Below are 17,272 nucleotides of genomic sequence, written 5' to 3'. Positions count from 1 at the left end.
CGATTGATTTTTAAACTGGCGATTTTGCATACACCCCAGCAATAGCATTATTTGCTAAAATCTCATCCCGCCACCAGCCGCTGGCCAGCCCGGCGGTCTGTTCATTCCAGCCAATCCACACCGGTTCATAGACAATTTGCGCCACAACTTTCTTCTCTATAAGCGCGCCGCTTTCCAAAAATCGCTGCGCCAGATAACGCGGTAAATAGCCGCATCCCAGGCCGCTAATTTGCAGCTCCAGCTTGGTTTTAAAATCAAACACTGTAATCGCTTCCTGAGCGTCGAGCAGTTCAGACCCTATTGATCGGGATGAATGGGCGCTATCGCCAACCACAATCGCACGAAAGCGTTTGATCGTCTGGCGGCTAAGCGGTTCCTCTTCATGAACCAGAGGATGATGAGGGGCGACAGCAAACACCAGTTCAAGATCGCCCAGTCTTGCAAAGCCAAAGCCGGTGTCAGGCGGCGGCGCGCGCATGGCGCCAACGATGATATCCGCCCTTCCCTGCGTCAGCGTCTCCCATGAGCCGCCGAGAACGCCATTAACAAATTTAAGGCGCGTCACGCTGTGGCGTTGATAAAAAGCCTCGATAAGCGGGGCCAGAAGAGAAAAGGGAAAGGTATCATCCACACCGATGACCAGTTCGTTCTCCCAGCCTTCATGCAGTTTAATCGCCTGCTTTTCCAGCTCGCGAACGGTGTGCAGCACTTCACGGCCTTTTTCCAGTAGCATTTTACCGGTTCGCGTAAATCGCGCGCGATATCCGCTACGGTCGAGCAGTTGGATATTAAGATCGTTTTCCAGCTTATGAACGGTATAACTGAGGGCGGACGGCGTTTTAAATAATTTTGCCGACGCCGCCGCGAAGCTGCCCTCTTTTTCTAACGCATCAAGAATAATCAGAACGTCCAGCAGTGGTTTCATACTCGTCCCCTTGCACTATATGGCGGCCACCTGCTGGACAGCGACTCATTCCATCGGCATCACCAGCGGATCGGGATATTGATATTCAAATCCAAGCTCATTACAAATCCGGCTACCGTCGATAATCTTCCCTTTGCCGTTGTCCGGCGCGTCACGAAAATGCGGCGGTTCCATTCCCAGCAAGCGCGCCATTTGCGGATAGAACACGTTGCGGGCCGGATGCGCCGGCGCACATATATTATAGATGTGCCCCCCTTTCGGCGCCTGTAGCAAGAGGGTAATGGCGCCAACCACGTCTTCAAGATGCACCAGATTGACCCCGTGTTGACCATCCGGCGCGGTTTTTCCGGCAAAGAAACGTCCAGGATGGCGTCCCGGGCCGACCAACCCCGCCAGCCGCAGAATATCCACTGACGTGCCAGGCAGATTGTGCAGCCAGTCTTCCAGTTCCTTCAGCGTACGCCCACTGGCCGTGACCGGATTACGCGGCGTAGTCTCTTTCACTACGCCTTGCGCATCGCCGTAAACAGACGTCGAACTGGTAAAAATAATACGCGGGATACGATAAGCCAGCGCGCTGTCGACCAGCTCCTGCATCGCCTGCAGATAAAACTCATCTCCCGGACCGCTACGGCGCGCGGGCAGTGTTATCACCAGCGCATCGACGTCCAACAGAGCGTCAAGATCGTCTGCTTCACAGACCAGCTCCGGCTCCAGACGCAGCGGATAGCTTTCAATTCCACTCATACGGGCCGCTTCCACCCCGTCAAGGGTGGTTTTGCTGCCGGTAACCTGCCAGCCTCTCGCTGCCAGCGACATTGCCAGCGGCATGCCTAACCAACCTAAACCGACAATTGCGACCTTTTTCATCCATTTTCTCCTGACTTTAACGCCTTATACATAAGGCTACGCCAGCCCGCCGTGACTGACAATTCATACTATAAATGCGAAATGAAAAAAGCGCTTGCTTTAAGGCGTAAAAGTGGTTTAGGTTAAAAGGTATCAAATGAATAAGCATTCATCGGAATTTTTATGACACGCGTTCAATTTAAACACCACCATCACCACCATCATCCTGACTAGTCTTTCAGGCGATGTGTGCTGGAAGACATTCAGATCTTCCAGTGGTGCATGAACGCATGAGAAAGCCCCCGGAAGATCATCTTCCGGGGGCTTTTTTTTGGCGCGCGATACAGACCGGTTCAGACAGGATAAAGAGGAACACAGAATGTTAGACAACACCCGCTTACGCATAGCTATTCAGAAATCAGGCCGTTTAAGCGATGATTCACGGGAATTGCTGGCCCGCTGCGGCATAAAAATTAATTTACACACTCAGCGTCTGATTGCGATGGCGGAAAACATGCCGATTGATATCCTGCGCGTGCGTGATGATGACATTCCGGGTCTGGTGATGGATGGCGTGGTCGATCTCGGCATTATCGGCGAAAACGTGCTGGAAGAAGAACTACTCAACCGCCGCGCGCAGGGCGAAGATCCGCGCTATTTTACCCTGCGCCGTCTTGACTTCGGCGGCTGCCGTTTATCGCTGGCGACGCCGGTTGACGAAGCCTGGGACGGCCCGGCGGCGCTGGACGGTAAACGTATCGCTACCTCTTATCCGCACCTCCTCAAACGTTACCTCGATCAGAAAGGCGTCTCTTTTAAATCGTGTCTGTTAAATGGCTCTGTCGAAGTCGCGCCGCGCGCGGGGCTGGCCGACGCTATCTGCGATTTGGTCTCTACCGGCGCGACGCTTGAAGCTAACGGCCTGCGTGAAGTCGAAGTTATCTACCGCTCTAAAGCCTGTCTGATTCAGCGCGACGGTGAAATGGCACAGAGCAAACAACAGCTGATCGATAAATTGCTGACCCGTATTCAGGGCGTGATTCAGGCGCGCGAATCGAAATACATCATGATGCACGCGCCAAGCGAACGCCTGGAAGAGGTTATCGCCCTGCTGCCAGGCGCCGAAAGGCCAACGATTCTGCCGCTGGCGGGCGAGCAACAGCGCGTGGCGATGCATATGGTCAGCAGCGAAACTCTGTTCTGGGAAACCATGGAGAAACTGAAAGCGCTTGGCGCCAGCTCGATTCTGGTACTGCCGATCGAGAAGATGATGGAGTGATCTAAAGCCTGATGGCGCTACGCTTATCAGACCTACGTAATGCGTTGATATTTTGGGTTCTGTATACCGGATAAGGCGGAACCCTGTGATGGAGTTAAGACCATGAGCTTCAATACCCTGATTGACTGGAATAGTTGTAGCCCTGAACAGCAGCGTGCGTTGCTGACGCGTCCGGCGATTTCCGCCTCTGACAGTATTACCCGGACGGTCAGCGATATTCTGGATAATGTAAAAACGCGCGGTGACGACGCCCTGCGTGAATACAGCGCTAAATTTGATAACACCGAAGTGACAGCGCTACGCGTCACCACTGAAGAGATCGCCGCCGCCGGCGCGCGTCTGAGCGACGAATTAAAACAGGCGATGGCCGCCGCCGTCAAAAATATTGAAACGTTCCATTCCGCGCAGACGCTACCGCCAGTAGATGTGGAAACCCAGCCAGGCGTGCGTTGCCAGCAGGTTACCCGTCCCGTCGCGTCTGTTGGTCTGTATATTCCCGGCGGCTCGGCTCCGCTCTTCTCAACGGTGCTGATGCTGGCAACGCCGGCGCGCATTGCGGGATGTCAGAACGTGGTTCTGTGCTCGCCGCCGCCCATCGCTGATGAAATCCTCTATGCGGCACAGCTATGTGGCGTGCAGGAAATCTTTAACGTCGGCGGCGCGCAGGCGATTGCCGCTCTGGCCTTCGGCAGCGAATCCGTACCGAAAGTGGATAAAATTTTTGGCCCCGGCAATGCTTTTGTAACTGAAGCCAAGCGTCAGGTTAGTCAGCGTCTCGACGGCGCGGCTATTGATATGCCAGCCGGGCCGTCTGAAGTGCTGGTCATCGCCGACAGTGGCGCAACGCCGGACTTCGTCGCTTCTGACTTGCTCTCGCAGGCAGAACACGGCCCGGATTCCCAGGTGATCCTGCTGACGCCAGATGCTGACATCGCCCGCAAGGTAGCGGAGGCGGTGGAACGTCAACTGGCTGAACTGCCGCGCGCAGAGACCGCCCGTCAGGCCCTGAGCGCCAGTCGTCTGATTGTGACCAAAGATTTAGCGCAGTGCGTCGCCATCTCTAATCAGTATGGACCGGAACACTTAATCATCCAGACGCGCAATGCGCGCGATTTAGTGGATGCGATAACCAGCGCAGGCTCGGTATTTCTCGGCGACTGGTCGCCGGAATCCGCCGGTGATTACGCTTCCGGAACCAACCATGTTTTACCAACCTATGGCTATACTGCTACCTGTTCCAGTCTTGGGTTAGCGGACTTCCAGAAACGAATGACCGTGCAGGAACTGTCGAAAGCGGGCTTTTCCGCTCTGGCATCAACCATTGAAACATTGGCGGCGGCAGAACGCCTGACCGCCCATAAAAATGCCGTTACCCTGCGCGTAAACGCCCTCAAGGAGCAAGCATGAGCACTGAAAACACTCTCAGAGTCGCTGACTTAGCCCGTGAAAATGTCCGCAACCTTGTACCGTATCAGTCCGCCCGCCGTCTGGGCGGTAACGGCGATGTCTGGCTGAACGCGAATGAATTCCCGACAGCGGTGGAATTTCAGCTCACCCAACAAACGCTTAACCGCTACCCGGAATGCCAGCCAAAGGCCGTGATTGAAAACTACGCGCAATATGCTGGCGTAAAGCCGGAGCAAGTGCTGGTCAGCCGCGGCGCGGATGAAGGGATCGAACTGGTGATCCGCGCCTTCTGCGAACCGGGGAAAGACGCCATTCTCTACTGCCCGCCCACTTACGGTATGTACAGCGTCAGCGCGGAAACCATTGGCGTAGAGCGCCGGACGGTTTCCGCGCTTGAAAACTGGCAGTTGGATCTACAGGGGATTTCTGACAACCTTGACGGCGCAAAAGTGGTGTTCGTTTGTAGCCCCAATAACCCCACCGGGCAACTTATCAACCCGCAGGATCTGCGCACGCTGCTGGAGTTGACACGTGGTAAAGCGATAGTCGTCGCCGACGAAGCTTATATTGAGTTTTGCCCGCAGGCCACGCTGGCAGGCTGGCTGGTTGAATATCCTCATCTGGTTATCCTGCGCACATTGTCGAAAGCTTTTGCGCTGGCGGGTCTACGCTGCGGCTTTACGCTGGCCAATGAAGAGGTGATCAACCTGCTGTTAAAAGTAATCGCCCCTTATCCGCTTTCTACGCCAGTGGCGGATATCGCCGCCCAGGCGCTGAGTCCGCAGGGAATAAACGCAATGCGCGAGCGCGTGGCGCAGACAGTGCAGGAGCGTCAGTATCTGGTGAATGCTCTGCAACAGACCGCCTGCGTAGAACACGTCTTTGACTCAGAAACCAACTATATTCTGGCGCGGTTTACCGCCTCCAGCAGCGTATTTAAATCATTATGGGATCAGGGCATTATCTTACGCGATCAGAATAAACAACCTTCTTTAAGCGGCTGCCTGCGGATTACGGTCGGCACCCGCCAGGAAAACCAGCGCGTCATTGACGCCTTACGTGCGGAGCCAGTATGAGTCAGAAGTATCTTTTCATCGACCGGGACGGAACCTTGATTTCCGAACCGCCGAGCGATTTTCAGGTAGACCACTTTGATAAACTGGCCTTTGAGCCAGAGGTAATTCCCGTATTGCTGAAGCTGCAAAAAGCCGGTTTTAAGCTGGTGATGATCACTAACCAGGATGGACTTGGCACGCAAAGCTTCCCGCAGGCGGATTTCGACGGACCGCACAACCTGATGATGCAGATTTTCACCTCTCAGGGCGTACGCTTTGATGACGTGCTTATCTGCCCTCACCTGCCCGCAGACGATTGCGACTGCCGCAAGCCCAAAGTGAAGCTGGTGGAGCGCTATCTTGCGGAACAAGCGATGGATAGCGCCAACAGCTATGTGATTGGCGATCGTACGACTGATATCCAGCTCGCTGAGAACATGGGCATTACTGGTTTACGCTATCACCGTGAAACTCTGAACTGGACGATGATTGGCGAACAGCTAACGAAACGCGATCGTTATGCGCATGTGGTCCGCAACACCAAAGAGACACAAATTGATGTCAGCGTCTGGCTGGATCGCGAAGGCAACAGCAAGATTAATACCGGCGTCGGCTTCTTTGACCATATGCTCGATCAAATCGCCACCCACGGCGGCTTTCGCATGGAGATTACCGTTAAGGGCGATCTCTATATCGACGATCATCACACGGTAGAAGATACCGGACTGGCGCTCGGCGAGGCGTTAAAACTGGCGCTCGGCGACAAACGTGGTATCTGCCGTTTTGGCTTTGTACTGCCGATGGATGAATGCCTGGCACGCTGCGCGCTGGATATTTCCGGTCGTCCACATCTGGAATATAAAGCTGAATTTACCTACCAGCGTGTGGGCGATTTGAGTACAGAGATGATTGAACACTTTTTCCGCTCGCTCTCTTACACGATGGGCATCACTCTGCATCTCAAGACTAAGGGTAAGAACGATCACCACCGCGTTGAAAGTTTGTTTAAAGCCTTTGGTCGTACACTACGTCAGGCTATTCGCGTGGAGGGCGATACATTGCCGTCCTCGAAAGGAGTGCTGTGATGAACGTCGTCATCCTTGACACCGGCTGCGCCAATTTAAGCTCGGTAAAATCCGCCGTGGCACGCCACGGTTACCCCCCAGTGGTCAGCCGCGAACCGGAAGTGGTGCTACGTGCTGACAAACTCTTGCTACCGGGCGTCGGCACGGCGCAAGCCGCTATGGATCAACTACGCGAACGTGAACTCATCGACTTAATTAAAGCGTGTACTCAGCCAGTACTGGGTATCTGCCTGGGTATGCAACTGCTGGGGCGTCGCAGCGAAGAGACGCGCGGCGTGGATCTGCTGAACATCATCGAACAAGATGTGCCGAAAATGACCGATTTTGGCCTGCCGCTGCCGCACATGGGCTGGAATCGCGTGTATCCGCAGGCGGGCAATCGGCTGTTTCAGGGCATTGAAGATGGCACCTATTTTTACTTTGTTCACAGCTATGCGATGCCGGTCAATCCGTGGACTATCGCCCAGTGTAATTACGGCGAGCCGTTCACCGCCGCAGTACAGAAAGACAATTTCTTCGGCGTACAGTTCCACCCGGAACGTTCGGGCGCGGCGGGCGCGCAGTTGCTGAAAAACTTCCTGGAGATGTAATGATTATTCCGGCATTAGATTTAATCGACGGCGTCGTGGTGCGTCTCCATCAGGGCGACTATGCCCGGCAGCGGGATTACGGTAACAATCCCCTGCCCCGTTTGCAGGATTACGCCGCCCAGGGCGCCGAGGTACTGCATCTGGTCGATCTCACCGGTGCTAAAGATCCGGCTAAACGACAGATATCGCTGATCAAAACGCTGGTCACGGGTGTAAATATTCCCGTACAGGTCGGCGGCGGCGTGCGTACCGAAGAAGACGTTGCGGCATTATTGAAGGCTGGCGTTGCCCGTGTGGTCGTGGGTTCAACGGCAGTAAAATCCCCTGATGTGGTGAAAGGCTGGTTTGAACGTTTCGGCGCGCAGGCGCTGGTACTGGCGCTGGACGTTCGCATAGACGAACACGGCAACAAGCAGGTAGCGGTTAGCGGCTGGCAGGAAAATTCCGGCGTCTCGCTGGAGCAACTGGTGGAAACTTATCTCCCCGTCGGCCTGAAACATGTGCTGTGTACCGATATTTCGCGCGACGGCACGCTGGCAGGCTCTAATGTTTCGCTGTACGAAGAAGTATGCGCCAGATATCCGCAGATCGCCTTTCAATCCTCCGGCGGTATTGGCGATATCGATGATATTGCCGCCCTGCGCAGCACCGGCGTACGCGGCGTGATTGTCGGACGCGCGCTGCTGGAAGGGAAATTTACCGTTAAGGAGGCCATCCAATGCTGGCAAAACGTATAATTCCGTGTCTGGACGTTCGTGATGGTCAGGTGGTAAAAGGTGTACAGTTTCGCAACCATGAGATCATTGGCGATATCGTTCCGCTGGCCAAACGCTATGCCGACGAAGGCGCGGACGAACTGGTGTTCTATGATATTACCGCCTCCAGCGATGGCCGCGTAGTGGATAAAAGCTGGGTGGCGCGTGTCGCCGAGGTGATCGACATTCCGTTTTGCGTAGCGGGCGGTATTCGGTCAATTGACGACGCCGCTAAAATTCTCTCTTTCGGAGCGGATAAGATCTCTGTCAACTCCCCGGCGTTGGCTGACCCAACGCTGATTACCCGTCTGGCTGAGCGCTTTGGCGTACAGTGCATTGTCGTTGGAATTGATACCTGGTTTGACGACGCCACGGGGAAATATCATGTTAACCAGTATACTGGCGATGAGAACCGTACCCGCGTGACGCAGTGGGAGACGCTGGACTGGGTGCAAGAGGTACAACAGCGTGGCGCAGGAGAAATTGTCCTGAATATGATGAACCAGGATGGCGTGCGTAACGGTTACGATCTGACGCAGTTGAAAAAAGTCCGTGGCGTTTGCCGCGTGCCGCTGATCGCCTCCGGCGGCGCGGGCACGATGGAACACTTTCTTGAGGCGTTCCGTGATGCCGATGTCGACGGCGCGCTTGCCGCCTCCGTTTTTCACAAGCAAATCATCAATATTGGCGAATTAAAAGCGTACCTGGCAGGCCAGGGCGTGGAGATCAGGATATGTTAACAGAGCAACAACGCCGCGACCTGGACTGGGGAAAAACCAATGGCCTGATGCCAGCCATCGTGCAACATGCGGTATCCGGCGAAGTATTAATGCTGGGTTATATGAACCCACAAGCGCTGGACAAGACCATTGAGTCCGGCCACGTCACTTTCTTCTCACGCACGAAACAGCGTTTATGGACCAAAGGCGAAACCTCGGGCCATGTGTTGAATGTCGTCAGCATTGCGCCGGATTGCGACAACGACACACTGCTGGTGTTGGCAACCCCTGTCGGGCCGACCTGCCACAAAGGTACCAGTAGCTGCTTTGGCGACGCCAGCCATCAGTGGTTATTCCTGTATCAACTGGAACAACTGCTGGCAGAGCGCAAAACCGCCGATCCAGCCAGTTCTTACACGGCGAAACTGTACGCCAGCGGTACCAAGCGTATTGCGCAAAAGGTTGGCGAAGAAGGTGTAGAAACCGCGCTGGCGGCAACCGTTAACGATCGCTTTGAGCTGACCAATGAAGCGTCTGATTTGATGTACCATCTGCTGGTGCTGTTGCAGGATCAAGATCTCAACCTCACCACCGTGATTGACAACCTCCGTAAGCGCCATCAATAAGCGTAAAAAAACCGGGCAACGCCCGGTTTTTTGCTGAAGAATATTGCGTTCCGCAGAATGGATAAGGCGCTTGTGCCGCCATCCGGCAAAGACGCCTATAAGGCTTTTGGCTTATAGCTACGTAGCGCATTGCGTCCCAGCACAATCCCGGCGCCGATCATCCCGCCCAGCAGCACAGCCAGCACGAGGGTAATGGCCTTTTTCGGGCTATCACGACGAACCGGTAACGTCGGCTTCATCACATAACGATAGACGTGCACCGTATCGGCAGTCACTTTTAGATTTTTAATATCCAGCAGTGTCTGCTTCGTCTGGTAATAGGCCGGAGAAAAGACCAGTGGACGCGTCGCTTCGTTCTGTATCATCGATTTTAGCGCATCGCTCCCCAGCAGGAACATAGTGTCCTGGGTGACATCCTGGGTTTGTTGAATCTGCGGCTGCGTGATTTTGGCCTCATCCGCATAGCGCAACGCTTCTTCGATTTGCTTTATGCGCAGATCTTTTTGATCCTGCGCCACAACTTCCTGTGTCTCAAGGGACTCCTGCAACGTTTTGGTTTGTAGCGTAATGTTATCTTCCAGGTCAACTTCCAGTTCCTTAGCGACCTCTTCATCCACCTGTTGGATATATTCCGCCAGTCGACGCTGCGCCCCTTCAGCGGTAGTACTCACATAAGTAACCGAGAGCGGCAGCGCTTGCCCTTTTACCGACTGTTCAATGGTGAGCTTTTCCGGTTCTTTCTGATTATCCAGCGCTTCCGCCAATGCGGAAAACGCAGCGCTAAAGCGGCTAATAAAACCGGACTGGACTTCAGAAATTTTAGGCGCATTTCCACCATACAAGACATTTAACGCATTGGTATAGGTGGCAACCTGCGCGGCATCGGGTTGAGTAATAATCGCCGTAGATGTCCATTTTTCTTTGGCTATCATCAGATAGCCTACAGCCAGTAAAATGGCGATAATAACAGCTACAATAATGGTCATCTTCCCACGCCATAACTGTAGCAATAAATCAATCAAATCAATCTGTTCCGGATCGTTCCCACGCCCGGAAGACGTATTACTATCCACTGTCATAGATACCCTAACTAAAAAAGGATGAAGCTGGGAATAGTTTAGTCGTAAAGCAAATATATGCTATAGGATTAATGATAAAAACAGACATTTTTTTCCATTTATTTGGTCAATAAATCATCGGGATTCATCAAGCCCCGAAGTTTTATTAGTCGCTACCGAAAAGATCGCGGGTATACACTTTTTCAGCGACATCCGAAAGCTCTGCAGCCATCCTGTTAGAAATAATAACGTCCGCCTGTTGTTTAAAGCAGTGCAAATCACGCTCAAGGCGAGAGTTGAAGAAAGTATCTTCTTGCATTACCGGTTCATAGATAATGACCTCTACGCCTTTCGCTTTAATGCGCTTCATAATCCCCTGAATCGATGAGGCGCGGAAGTTATCGGAGCCACTCTTCATGATCAGGCGATAAATTCCCACCACCTTAGGCTTTCTGGCGAGGATAGCGTCGGCAATAAAATCTTTACGTGTACGATTTGCTTCAACGATAGCGGAAATAATATTATTAGGCACCGACTTATAGTTAGCCAGCAACTGTTTGGTATCTTTTGGCAAACAATATCCGCCATAACCAAAAGAGGGATTATTATAATGGTTGCCAATACGCGGATCGAGGCACACCCCTTCAATAATTTGTCGGGTATTTAATCCTAACGTTTCAGCATAACTGTCTAATTCATTAAAATAAGCGACTCGCATGGCGAGGTAAGTATTGGCGAAAAGTTTAATGGCTTCCGCTTCAGTGGAGTCCGTAAACAGCGTCGGAATCTCCTGTTTAATAGCGCCTTCCTGGAGTAATGCGGCAAATTCTCTGGCGCGCTCAGACTGTTCCCCAATCACGATACGGGAGGGATAAAGGTTATCGTAAAGGGCTTTACCTTCACGTAAAAATTCCGGAGAGAAAATGATATTTTCTGTCGCAAACTTCTGACGCATTGCCGCCGTAAAGCCAACCGGCACCGTAGACTTAATAACCATAACGGCTGCGGGGTTGATGCTTATCACATCCTGAATGACCGATTCCACACTGGACGTATTAAAATAGTTGGTTTTGGGATCGTAATCCGTAGGCGTAGCAATGATGACGTAATCTGCATTCTGGTATGCATCAAACTTATCCAGCGTTGCCCTGAATCTGATGTTATCTTCCTTTAAAAATTGCTGAATTTCTTTATCAACAATCGGAGATATCCGATCATTTAACAGTTCAACACGGGAAGGAACAATGTCTAACGCCATCACATCATGATGTTGTGCAATAAGCAAACCATTAGACAAGCCAACATAACCCGTCCCGGATATCGTGATTTTCATTATTCGCTCTCAGAATTAACTTAATTATGAATCATGATGTATTTCGCATCCTGATAAGATAGTAAAGTTTTAACGCCTGAGTAAATAAACTGCAACGCAGACGAAAACAATTCAGATTATCTTCATTACGATAAACACAGATTATTAAGTTAATATTAAGCAAACACGATAAATCAATAAGAATAGAGATAAAAAAAAGCCCGGTATTTAACCGGGCTTAAACATCCTTGCAGAAATTATTCCAACCATTCGGTATGGAAAATGCCTTCTTTATCAGTACGCTTATAGGTGTGCGCACCAAAGTAGTCACGCTGCGCCTGAATCAGGTTAGCTGGCAGTACTGCGGCGCGATAGCTGTCATAGTAGGCCACCGCTGCAGAGAATGTCGGCACCGGAATGCCGTTCTGCACCGCGTAAGCCACGACATCGCGCAGCGCCTGCTGGTACTCGTCAGCAATTTTCTTGAAGTAAGGCGCTAACAGCAGATTGGCAATACCGGCGTTTTCTGCGTAAGCATCGGTGATCTTTTGCAGGAATTGAGCGCGAATGATACAGCCCGCACGGAAAATTTTAGCGATCTCGCCGTAGTTGAGATCCCAGTGATATTCATCAGACGCGGCGCGTAGCTGCGAGAAGCCCTGCGCATAGGAGACGATCTTGCCAAGATACAGCGCGCGACGCACTTTCTCGATAAATTCCGCTTTGTCACCCGCCGGCTGCGCTTTCGGCCCAGAGAGCACTTTAGATGCGGCAACACGTTGCGCTTTCAGCGAAGAGATGTAACGCGCAAAGACGGATTCGGTAATCAGCGACAGCGGTTCGCCAAGATCCAGCGCGCTCTGGCTGGTCCATTTACCGGTCCCTTTGTTGGCAGCTTCATCCAGAATGACATCCACCAGGTAGTTTCCGTCTTCATCTTTTTTAGTGAAGATGTCTTTAGTGATGTCGATCAGATAACTGCTCAGCTCGCCGTTATTCCACTCAGTAAAGGTGCTCGCCAGCTCTTCATTGCTGAGGTTCAGGCCTCCTTTCAGCAACGAATACGCTTCGGCAATAAGCTGCATATCGCCATATTCAATACCATTGTGGACCATCTTGACGTAGTGACCAGCACCATCCGCACCGATATAGGTCACGCACGGTTCGCTATCTTCTGCCACGGCAGCAATCTTCGTCAGGATCGGCGCCACCAGTTCATAGGCGTCTTTCTGACCGCCAGGCATAATGGATGGCCCTTTCAGCGCGCCCTCTTCGCCACCGGAAACACCGGTACCGATAAAGTTAAAACCTTCCGCAGACAGCTCACGATTGCGACGGATCGTGTCCTGGAAGAAAGTGTTGCCGCCGTCAATAATGATATCGCCTTTTTCCAGATACGGTTTCAGCGAATCGATGGCTGCGTCAGTACCTGCGCCTGCTTTCACCATTAACAGGATACGACGAGGCGTTTCAAGGGATTCAACAAACTCTTTCACCGTGTAATAAGGCACCAGCTTTTTGCCGGGATTCTCGGCAATCACTTCTTCGGTCTTTTCACGGGAGCGGTTGAAAACGGAGACGGTATAACCACGGCTTTCGATGTTGAGCGCGAGGTTGCGCCCCATCACTGCCATACCGACGACGCCGATCTGTTGCTTGGACATTACATACTCCTGTCAGGTGTGGTCACCGCGCGACGAGGGCGCAGCTTGAAATGTGGCTTAGATGTTAACTCAGAATTGGCCTCGGTAGATAGCGGAAGATTGCGTTTCAAACCGGCATTAAATAAACGCTTTAGCAAAAGATGGGTCAAAAGGTCCCTCTTTCACTTCCAACATAAGTGCCCGTTGAGACATGCATAAAACGCTATGTATGTCCCCTGGAGAAAACTCCACTACACTTATTCCGCTATCGTCTCCGACAACAAATTGCTTAATGACCTTTCCATCTTTTCCATGCAAGCAGACCTGAAGCTGCCCTGCCATGACGATAAACATTTCCCACTGATGAGGTAGTTCATGGTAGTGAGGTTCTACATAGCTCCCCTTGACCAAAGCAATAAGCAGTCGTTGTACCCTCTCCTGATGAGAACGATGCAACAAAAGGTGAGCACGCAGGCGATCTGATTGCGCTGCCTGTTTATATAATGACTCGAGCTGGTCATTATCAATTAATCGCATTACATGCCTCCAGCCTCATTTCTATCGTCTGTGCAGCAGATTCAACAGAGAACTGTTCTTTCAATAATGTATTCGAGCCCATCCCAAGCTTACGTCGTACATTAATATCTTGAAGCAATAACAGTGCGGAATGATAAAGCTTATCATCTTCACCATTAATATGTATTAGCCCTGCATTATTTTGATTAACGATATCAAGCAAATCATTTCCGGCATTCACGCTACCTAATATAGGTAGCGACTGAACCATGTAGCCTAATAACTTACCAGGGAAATTGTGGGAAGAGTGTCTGGCGGAAAGTGAAAACAGGCCTATATCCATTTCCGACAGAATTAGCTTAAATTCATCCTGATCCACAGAGGCCAAATACGTAAAATTCGATAGCCCCCACTCAGAAGCTAAAGAGTTGATTAATTCGACTTCGTCCCCCTGACCAATAAACAGAAAATGAGCTTGCGGATGTTCTGCCATACTTCGCGTAAGACGCATCAGATTCGCCATATCCTGGGCATGACCTATATTTCCGCCATAGAAGAAAATAACTTTATCTTCAAGGCCAAGACGCTTACGCAATGGCACATAATCCCGGGACAATACCGTCGGCGTAAGTGATGCCCAGTTACGTAGAACCTCGCAAGGATAACCTCTGTGAGTTATCCGAAAAATATCAAGATTCTTTTCAGACATGAGCCCAATACGGTTTGCCTGACGATAGGATGATCTTTCGAAGAAACGAAAATAAAGCTCAATTGGGGAACCCGCTTTCAGCATTCCTGCATCAATCACCCATTGAGGGAACATGTCCCTCAAAATGAGATAAGCCGGGCATTGGCAACGGGTTTTAATTTTCTTAACCAGATGCCCCCAAAATATGGAAGGTGAATAATAAACCACGCCATCAAAAGTTTCTTCTTTTATCTGGTTTTTGATAGCATTCCATGCTCGATACGACAAAAGCGTCTCATTGATGGCTCTCTGAATTTTGCTCACATCCTTGAGGGACCCGCTTTTGAAGCGCCACGTTTTAACCCCCTGAAACGAGTCAAACAAAATCTTTTCTTGCAGACTACTATCAGGATAAATCACCGTAACATCATGCCCACGCTGAATAAATTCTTGGGCCAGTTCATGAAACATTTTTGCGCCAACACGGGTACTATCTGGTAGGTAATCATCTATGATTAGAGCAAGTTTCATCAATATTCTTTCCAGACAACTCTCTTGACGTAATCTATATAAGAGTGAACGATTCTAACAACTTTATCCGATACATTCGGCATACTGTAGTCACTGACTTGTCGTAAAAGACGGGTCGCTCCACGAGGCTGCGTTGCCAGAATCTCCAAAGCCTGAAGTACACGTTCGCATTCTAGCCCCACCATCATGACAGATGCTTCCTCAAAGCCCTCTGGGCGCTCATGAGCTTCCCGAATGTTTACCGCTGGAAAATTCATGATGGATGATTCTTCTGTGATCGTACCGCTGTCTGACAATACAGCACGAGAATTCTTCTGCAAGTGGTTGTAATCGTGGAAACCCAACGGCTTCAGTAGATTAATATTTGGGTGGAATTCAATCCCTTGCTCATTAATACGATTACGCGTCCGCGGATGTGTAGAAACGATAACCGGAAGATTATATTTTTCAGCAATAGTGTTTAGAATCTTTGCAAGCTTGACGAGTTGCTTCGGAGAATCGACATTTTCTTCTCGATGCGCACTCACAACAAAAAATTCACCGGCACGTAGATTCAAGCGAGAGAGAACATCTGAACCATCGATTTGGGGCATGTAGTAAGAAAGTACCTCAAACATAGGACTACCGGTTTTAATGATCCGGTCCGCTGCGATCCCTTCAGCCAATAGATATTCACGTGCAATATCGCTATAGGTCATATTGATGTCGGCAGTATGGTCGACAATGCGTCGGTTAGTTTCCTCAGGTACGCGCTGATCGAAGCAACGGTTCCCAGCTTCCATATGGAAAATAGGCACCTTACGACGCTTGGCAGGGATAGCTGAAATACAGGAATTTGTATCGCCCAGCACCAACATTGCTTCAGGCTTTTCGGATTCTAATACCTCATCAACTTTAATGATAACCTGGCCAATGGTCGCAGCTGCATTTTTCCCTGCGGCGTTTAAAAAATAATCTGGCTTGCGGACACCAAGGTCGTTAAAGAATACTTCATTTAATTCATAATCGTAGTTTTGACCAGTATGAACAAGTATATGCTCGCAATGCTCATCAAGTTTAGCCAAAACGCGTGATAACCGAATAATTTCCGGACGAGTCCCAACCACAGACATAATTTTTAATTTTTTCATTATAGAGCTCTCGCAATAGTATCAGGCTCATCACGATTGAAAATTTCGTTTGCCCAGAGCATAACTACCAATTCATCATTGCCAATATTCGTGATATCATGTGTCCAACCAGGAACTGTTTCAACAATTTTAAATTCATCGAATGAAACGTTTAGTTCATAACGCTCACCGGTAATAACGTGCTCAAATTTGAATCTGGCCTGCCCACGAATGACGAGAAACTTTTCATTTTTAGTGTGGTGATAATGCCCACCTCGCGTGATCCCTGGATGTGCTGTGAAAAAGGAAAACTGCCCCGATGACGGTGTTTTTAACATTTCACAAAAGATACCACGGCTATCACCATTGAATGGCACTGTATAAGTAAACTTGTCGGTAGGCAAATAGCTTAACCACGTCGAATACAATGCACGAGTGAATCCAGTGCCAACAGCTTCAGTGATAAGAGTAGAACGACTTTCTTTGAAGCGATAAATTAACTCTGCTACCTCCCCAACTGTTGTTGAATAAATCGGAGCAACGTCTTTATATCCGCTATCAACCGTTCCTGTAAGAAGCTTTAACGCATGAGTACAAACGTCATCGATGTAAACCAAGCTTACCGATGCTGCTGGGTCATTGATGGTAATGTCAACATCATTGGCAATGTTATGACAAAAAGTAGCTACGAACGAGTTATAGTTTGGTTTGCACCATTTTCCGAAAACATTTGGATACCGGTAGATAAAATATGCAGCTCCACTTTTTGCCGCATAACGTTCAATCTGTTTTTCAGCTGCTGCTTTACTCTGACCATATGCATTATCTAGCCCTGCCTGGATAGAGGAACTAATCATAATAGGAGTTTTTTTCTGATTCACTAACAGAAAATCAACAATCTGTTGAGTCAGATTTCTGTTACCTTCAATAAACTCTTCAATATTTTTAGGTCGATTGATACCAGCGAGATGATAAATAAAATCGGCTTCTTGCAGGCCTATTTCAAGCTCAATAGTACTTGAATCACGATCAATCTTAATAAGGTCAACATCCCCCTTTTCCTGAAGACGCAAGCACAAGTTACGTCCAATAAAACCATCAGCACCAGTAATCAGGATTTTCATA

At 50.2% G+C, this 17,272-nt stretch carries 18 protein-coding genes and 1 other annotated feature; of the genes, 9 read left to right on the top strand and 9 right to left on the bottom strand.

Annotation, left to right across the window (positions count from 1 at the left end; genetic code table 11):
• Positions 1-10 precede the first annotated feature (10 nt).
• Entirely contained in the window at positions 11-925 is a 915-nt protein-coding gene (locus ACE15A_RS08010) for a LysR family transcriptional regulator (RefSeq protein WP_023245857.1), read from the bottom strand.
• 45 nt (positions 926-970) lie between these two features.
• The gene (locus ACE15A_RS08005; RefSeq protein WP_053510325.1) at positions 971-1,795 is read right to left on the bottom strand and encodes an SDR family oxidoreductase; all 825 of its coding nucleotides are present in this window, start codon (positions 1,793-1,795) and stop codon (positions 971-973) included.
• Between the two features lie 162 nt (positions 1,796-1,957).
• On the opposite strand from ACE15A_RS08005, the gene hisL reads away from it, so the two are divergent.
• The 9 genes from hisL (at position 1,958) to hisIE (ending at position 9,290) form a co-directional block, all read left to right on the top strand.
• On the top strand, positions 1,958-2,008 hold the full coding sequence (hisL, locus tag ACE15A_RS08000) for a his operon leader peptide (protein ID WP_001364200.1): 51 nt from the start codon (positions 1,958-1,960) through the stop codon (positions 2,006-2,008).
• Positions 1,984-2,107, top strand: a sequence feature (His leader region). Its footprint overlaps the gene before it by 25 nt.
• Positions 2,108-2,153: 46 nt before the next feature.
• A complete protein-coding gene (gene hisG / locus ACE15A_RS07995) occupies positions 2,154-3,053 on the top strand; it encodes an ATP phosphoribosyltransferase (protein ID WP_000886600.1) in 900 nt (299 codons plus the stop codon).
• Between the two features lie 102 nt (positions 3,054-3,155).
• Entirely contained in the window at positions 3,156-4,460 is a 1,305-nt protein-coding gene (gene hisD, locus ACE15A_RS07990; protein ID WP_053510327.1) for a histidinol dehydrogenase, read from the top strand.
• The gene (gene hisC, locus ACE15A_RS07985; RefSeq protein ID WP_053510329.1) at positions 4,457-5,536 is read left to right on the top strand and encodes a histidinol-phosphate transaminase; all 1,080 of its coding nucleotides are present in this window, start codon (positions 4,457-4,459) and stop codon (positions 5,534-5,536) included. Before hisD ends, hisC begins: the two co-directional genes overlap by 4 nt.
• Positions 5,533-6,600, top strand: a complete 1,068-nt coding sequence (gene hisB, locus ACE15A_RS07980; protein ID WP_064055887.1) for a bifunctional histidinol-phosphatase/imidazoleglycerol-phosphate dehydratase HisB — start codon at positions 5,533-5,535, stop codon at positions 6,598-6,600. The genes hisC and hisB overlap by 4 nt, the downstream gene beginning before the upstream one ends.
• The gene (gene hisH, locus ACE15A_RS07975; protein WP_023245862.1) at positions 6,600-7,190 is read left to right on the top strand and encodes an imidazole glycerol phosphate synthase subunit HisH; all 591 of its coding nucleotides are present in this window, start codon (positions 6,600-6,602) and stop codon (positions 7,188-7,190) included. Before hisB ends, hisH begins: the two co-directional genes overlap by 1 nt.
• Positions 7,190-7,927: a 1-(5-phosphoribosyl)-5-[(5-phosphoribosylamino)methylideneamino]imidazole-4-carboxamide isomerase gene (gene hisA, locus ACE15A_RS07970; protein ID WP_053510333.1), complete on the top strand. Its 738-nt coding sequence runs from the start codon at positions 7,190-7,192 to the stop codon at positions 7,925-7,927. Before hisH ends, hisA begins: the two co-directional genes overlap by 1 nt.
• Positions 7,909-8,685 (top strand): imidazole glycerol phosphate synthase subunit HisF, encoded by a 777-nt coding sequence (gene hisF / locus ACE15A_RS07965; protein WP_023245864.1) that lies wholly within the window; start codon positions 7,909-7,911, stop codon positions 8,683-8,685. Before hisA ends, hisF begins: the two co-directional genes overlap by 19 nt.
• The gene (hisIE, locus tag ACE15A_RS07960; protein ID WP_053510335.1) at positions 8,679-9,290 is read left to right on the top strand and encodes a bifunctional phosphoribosyl-AMP cyclohydrolase/phosphoribosyl-ATP diphosphatase HisIE; all 612 of its coding nucleotides are present in this window, start codon (positions 8,679-8,681) and stop codon (positions 9,288-9,290) included. The genes hisF and hisIE overlap by 7 nt, the downstream gene beginning before the upstream one ends.
• Positions 9,291-9,385: 95 nt before the next feature.
• Here the strand turns inward: hisIE and wzzB are convergent, their stop codons facing one another.
• The 7 genes from wzzB to ACE15A_RS07925 form a co-directional block, all read right to left on the bottom strand.
• Positions 9,386-10,369 (bottom strand): LPS O-antigen chain length determinant protein WzzB, encoded by a 984-nt coding sequence (gene wzzB, locus ACE15A_RS07955; RefSeq protein WP_023245866.1) that lies wholly within the window; start codon positions 10,367-10,369, stop codon positions 9,386-9,388.
• A 145-nt stretch (positions 10,370-10,514) separates the two neighbouring features.
• On the bottom strand, positions 10,515-11,681 hold the full coding sequence (gene ugd / locus ACE15A_RS07950) for a UDP-glucose 6-dehydrogenase (RefSeq protein WP_053510337.1): 1,167 nt from the start codon (positions 11,679-11,681) through the stop codon (positions 10,515-10,517).
• Between the two features lie 236 nt (positions 11,682-11,917).
• Positions 11,918-13,324: an NADP-dependent phosphogluconate dehydrogenase gene (gene gndA / locus ACE15A_RS07945; protein WP_053510339.1), complete on the bottom strand. Its 1,407-nt coding sequence runs from the start codon at positions 13,322-13,324 to the stop codon at positions 11,918-11,920.
• A 117-nt stretch (positions 13,325-13,441) separates the two neighbouring features.
• Positions 13,442-13,840 (bottom strand): WbuC family cupin fold metalloprotein, encoded by a 399-nt coding sequence (locus ACE15A_RS07940; protein ID WP_053510341.1) that lies wholly within the window; start codon positions 13,838-13,840, stop codon positions 13,442-13,444.
• On the bottom strand, positions 13,827-15,038 hold the full coding sequence (locus ACE15A_RS07935) for a glycosyltransferase family 4 protein (RefSeq protein WP_053510344.1): 1,212 nt from the start codon (positions 15,036-15,038) through the stop codon (positions 13,827-13,829). The genes ACE15A_RS07940 and ACE15A_RS07935 overlap by 14 nt, the downstream gene beginning before the upstream one ends.
• Positions 15,038-16,168, bottom strand: coding sequence for a non-hydrolyzing UDP-N-acetylglucosamine 2-epimerase (gene wecB, locus ACE15A_RS07930; protein WP_053510346.1), 1,131 nt, complete (start codon positions 16,166-16,168; stop codon positions 15,038-15,040). The genes ACE15A_RS07935 and wecB overlap by 1 nt, the downstream gene beginning before the upstream one ends.
• Positions 16,168-17,271, bottom strand: a complete 1,104-nt coding sequence (locus tag ACE15A_RS07925; RefSeq protein WP_053510348.1) for a capsular polysaccharide biosynthesis protein CapF — start codon at positions 17,269-17,271, stop codon at positions 16,168-16,170. Before ACE15A_RS07925 ends, wecB begins: the two co-directional genes overlap by 1 nt.
• Position 17,272 lies beyond the last annotated feature (1 nt).

Origin of the sequence: Salmonella sp. HY31, from assembly GCF_042604575.1 — a bacterium.
GTDB lineage: Bacteria > Pseudomonadota > Gammaproteobacteria > Enterobacterales > Enterobacteriaceae > Salmonella > Salmonella diarizonae.
Note: the sequence above shows the minus strand (reverse complement) of the source record. Positions and strands in the feature narration are given on the sequence as shown.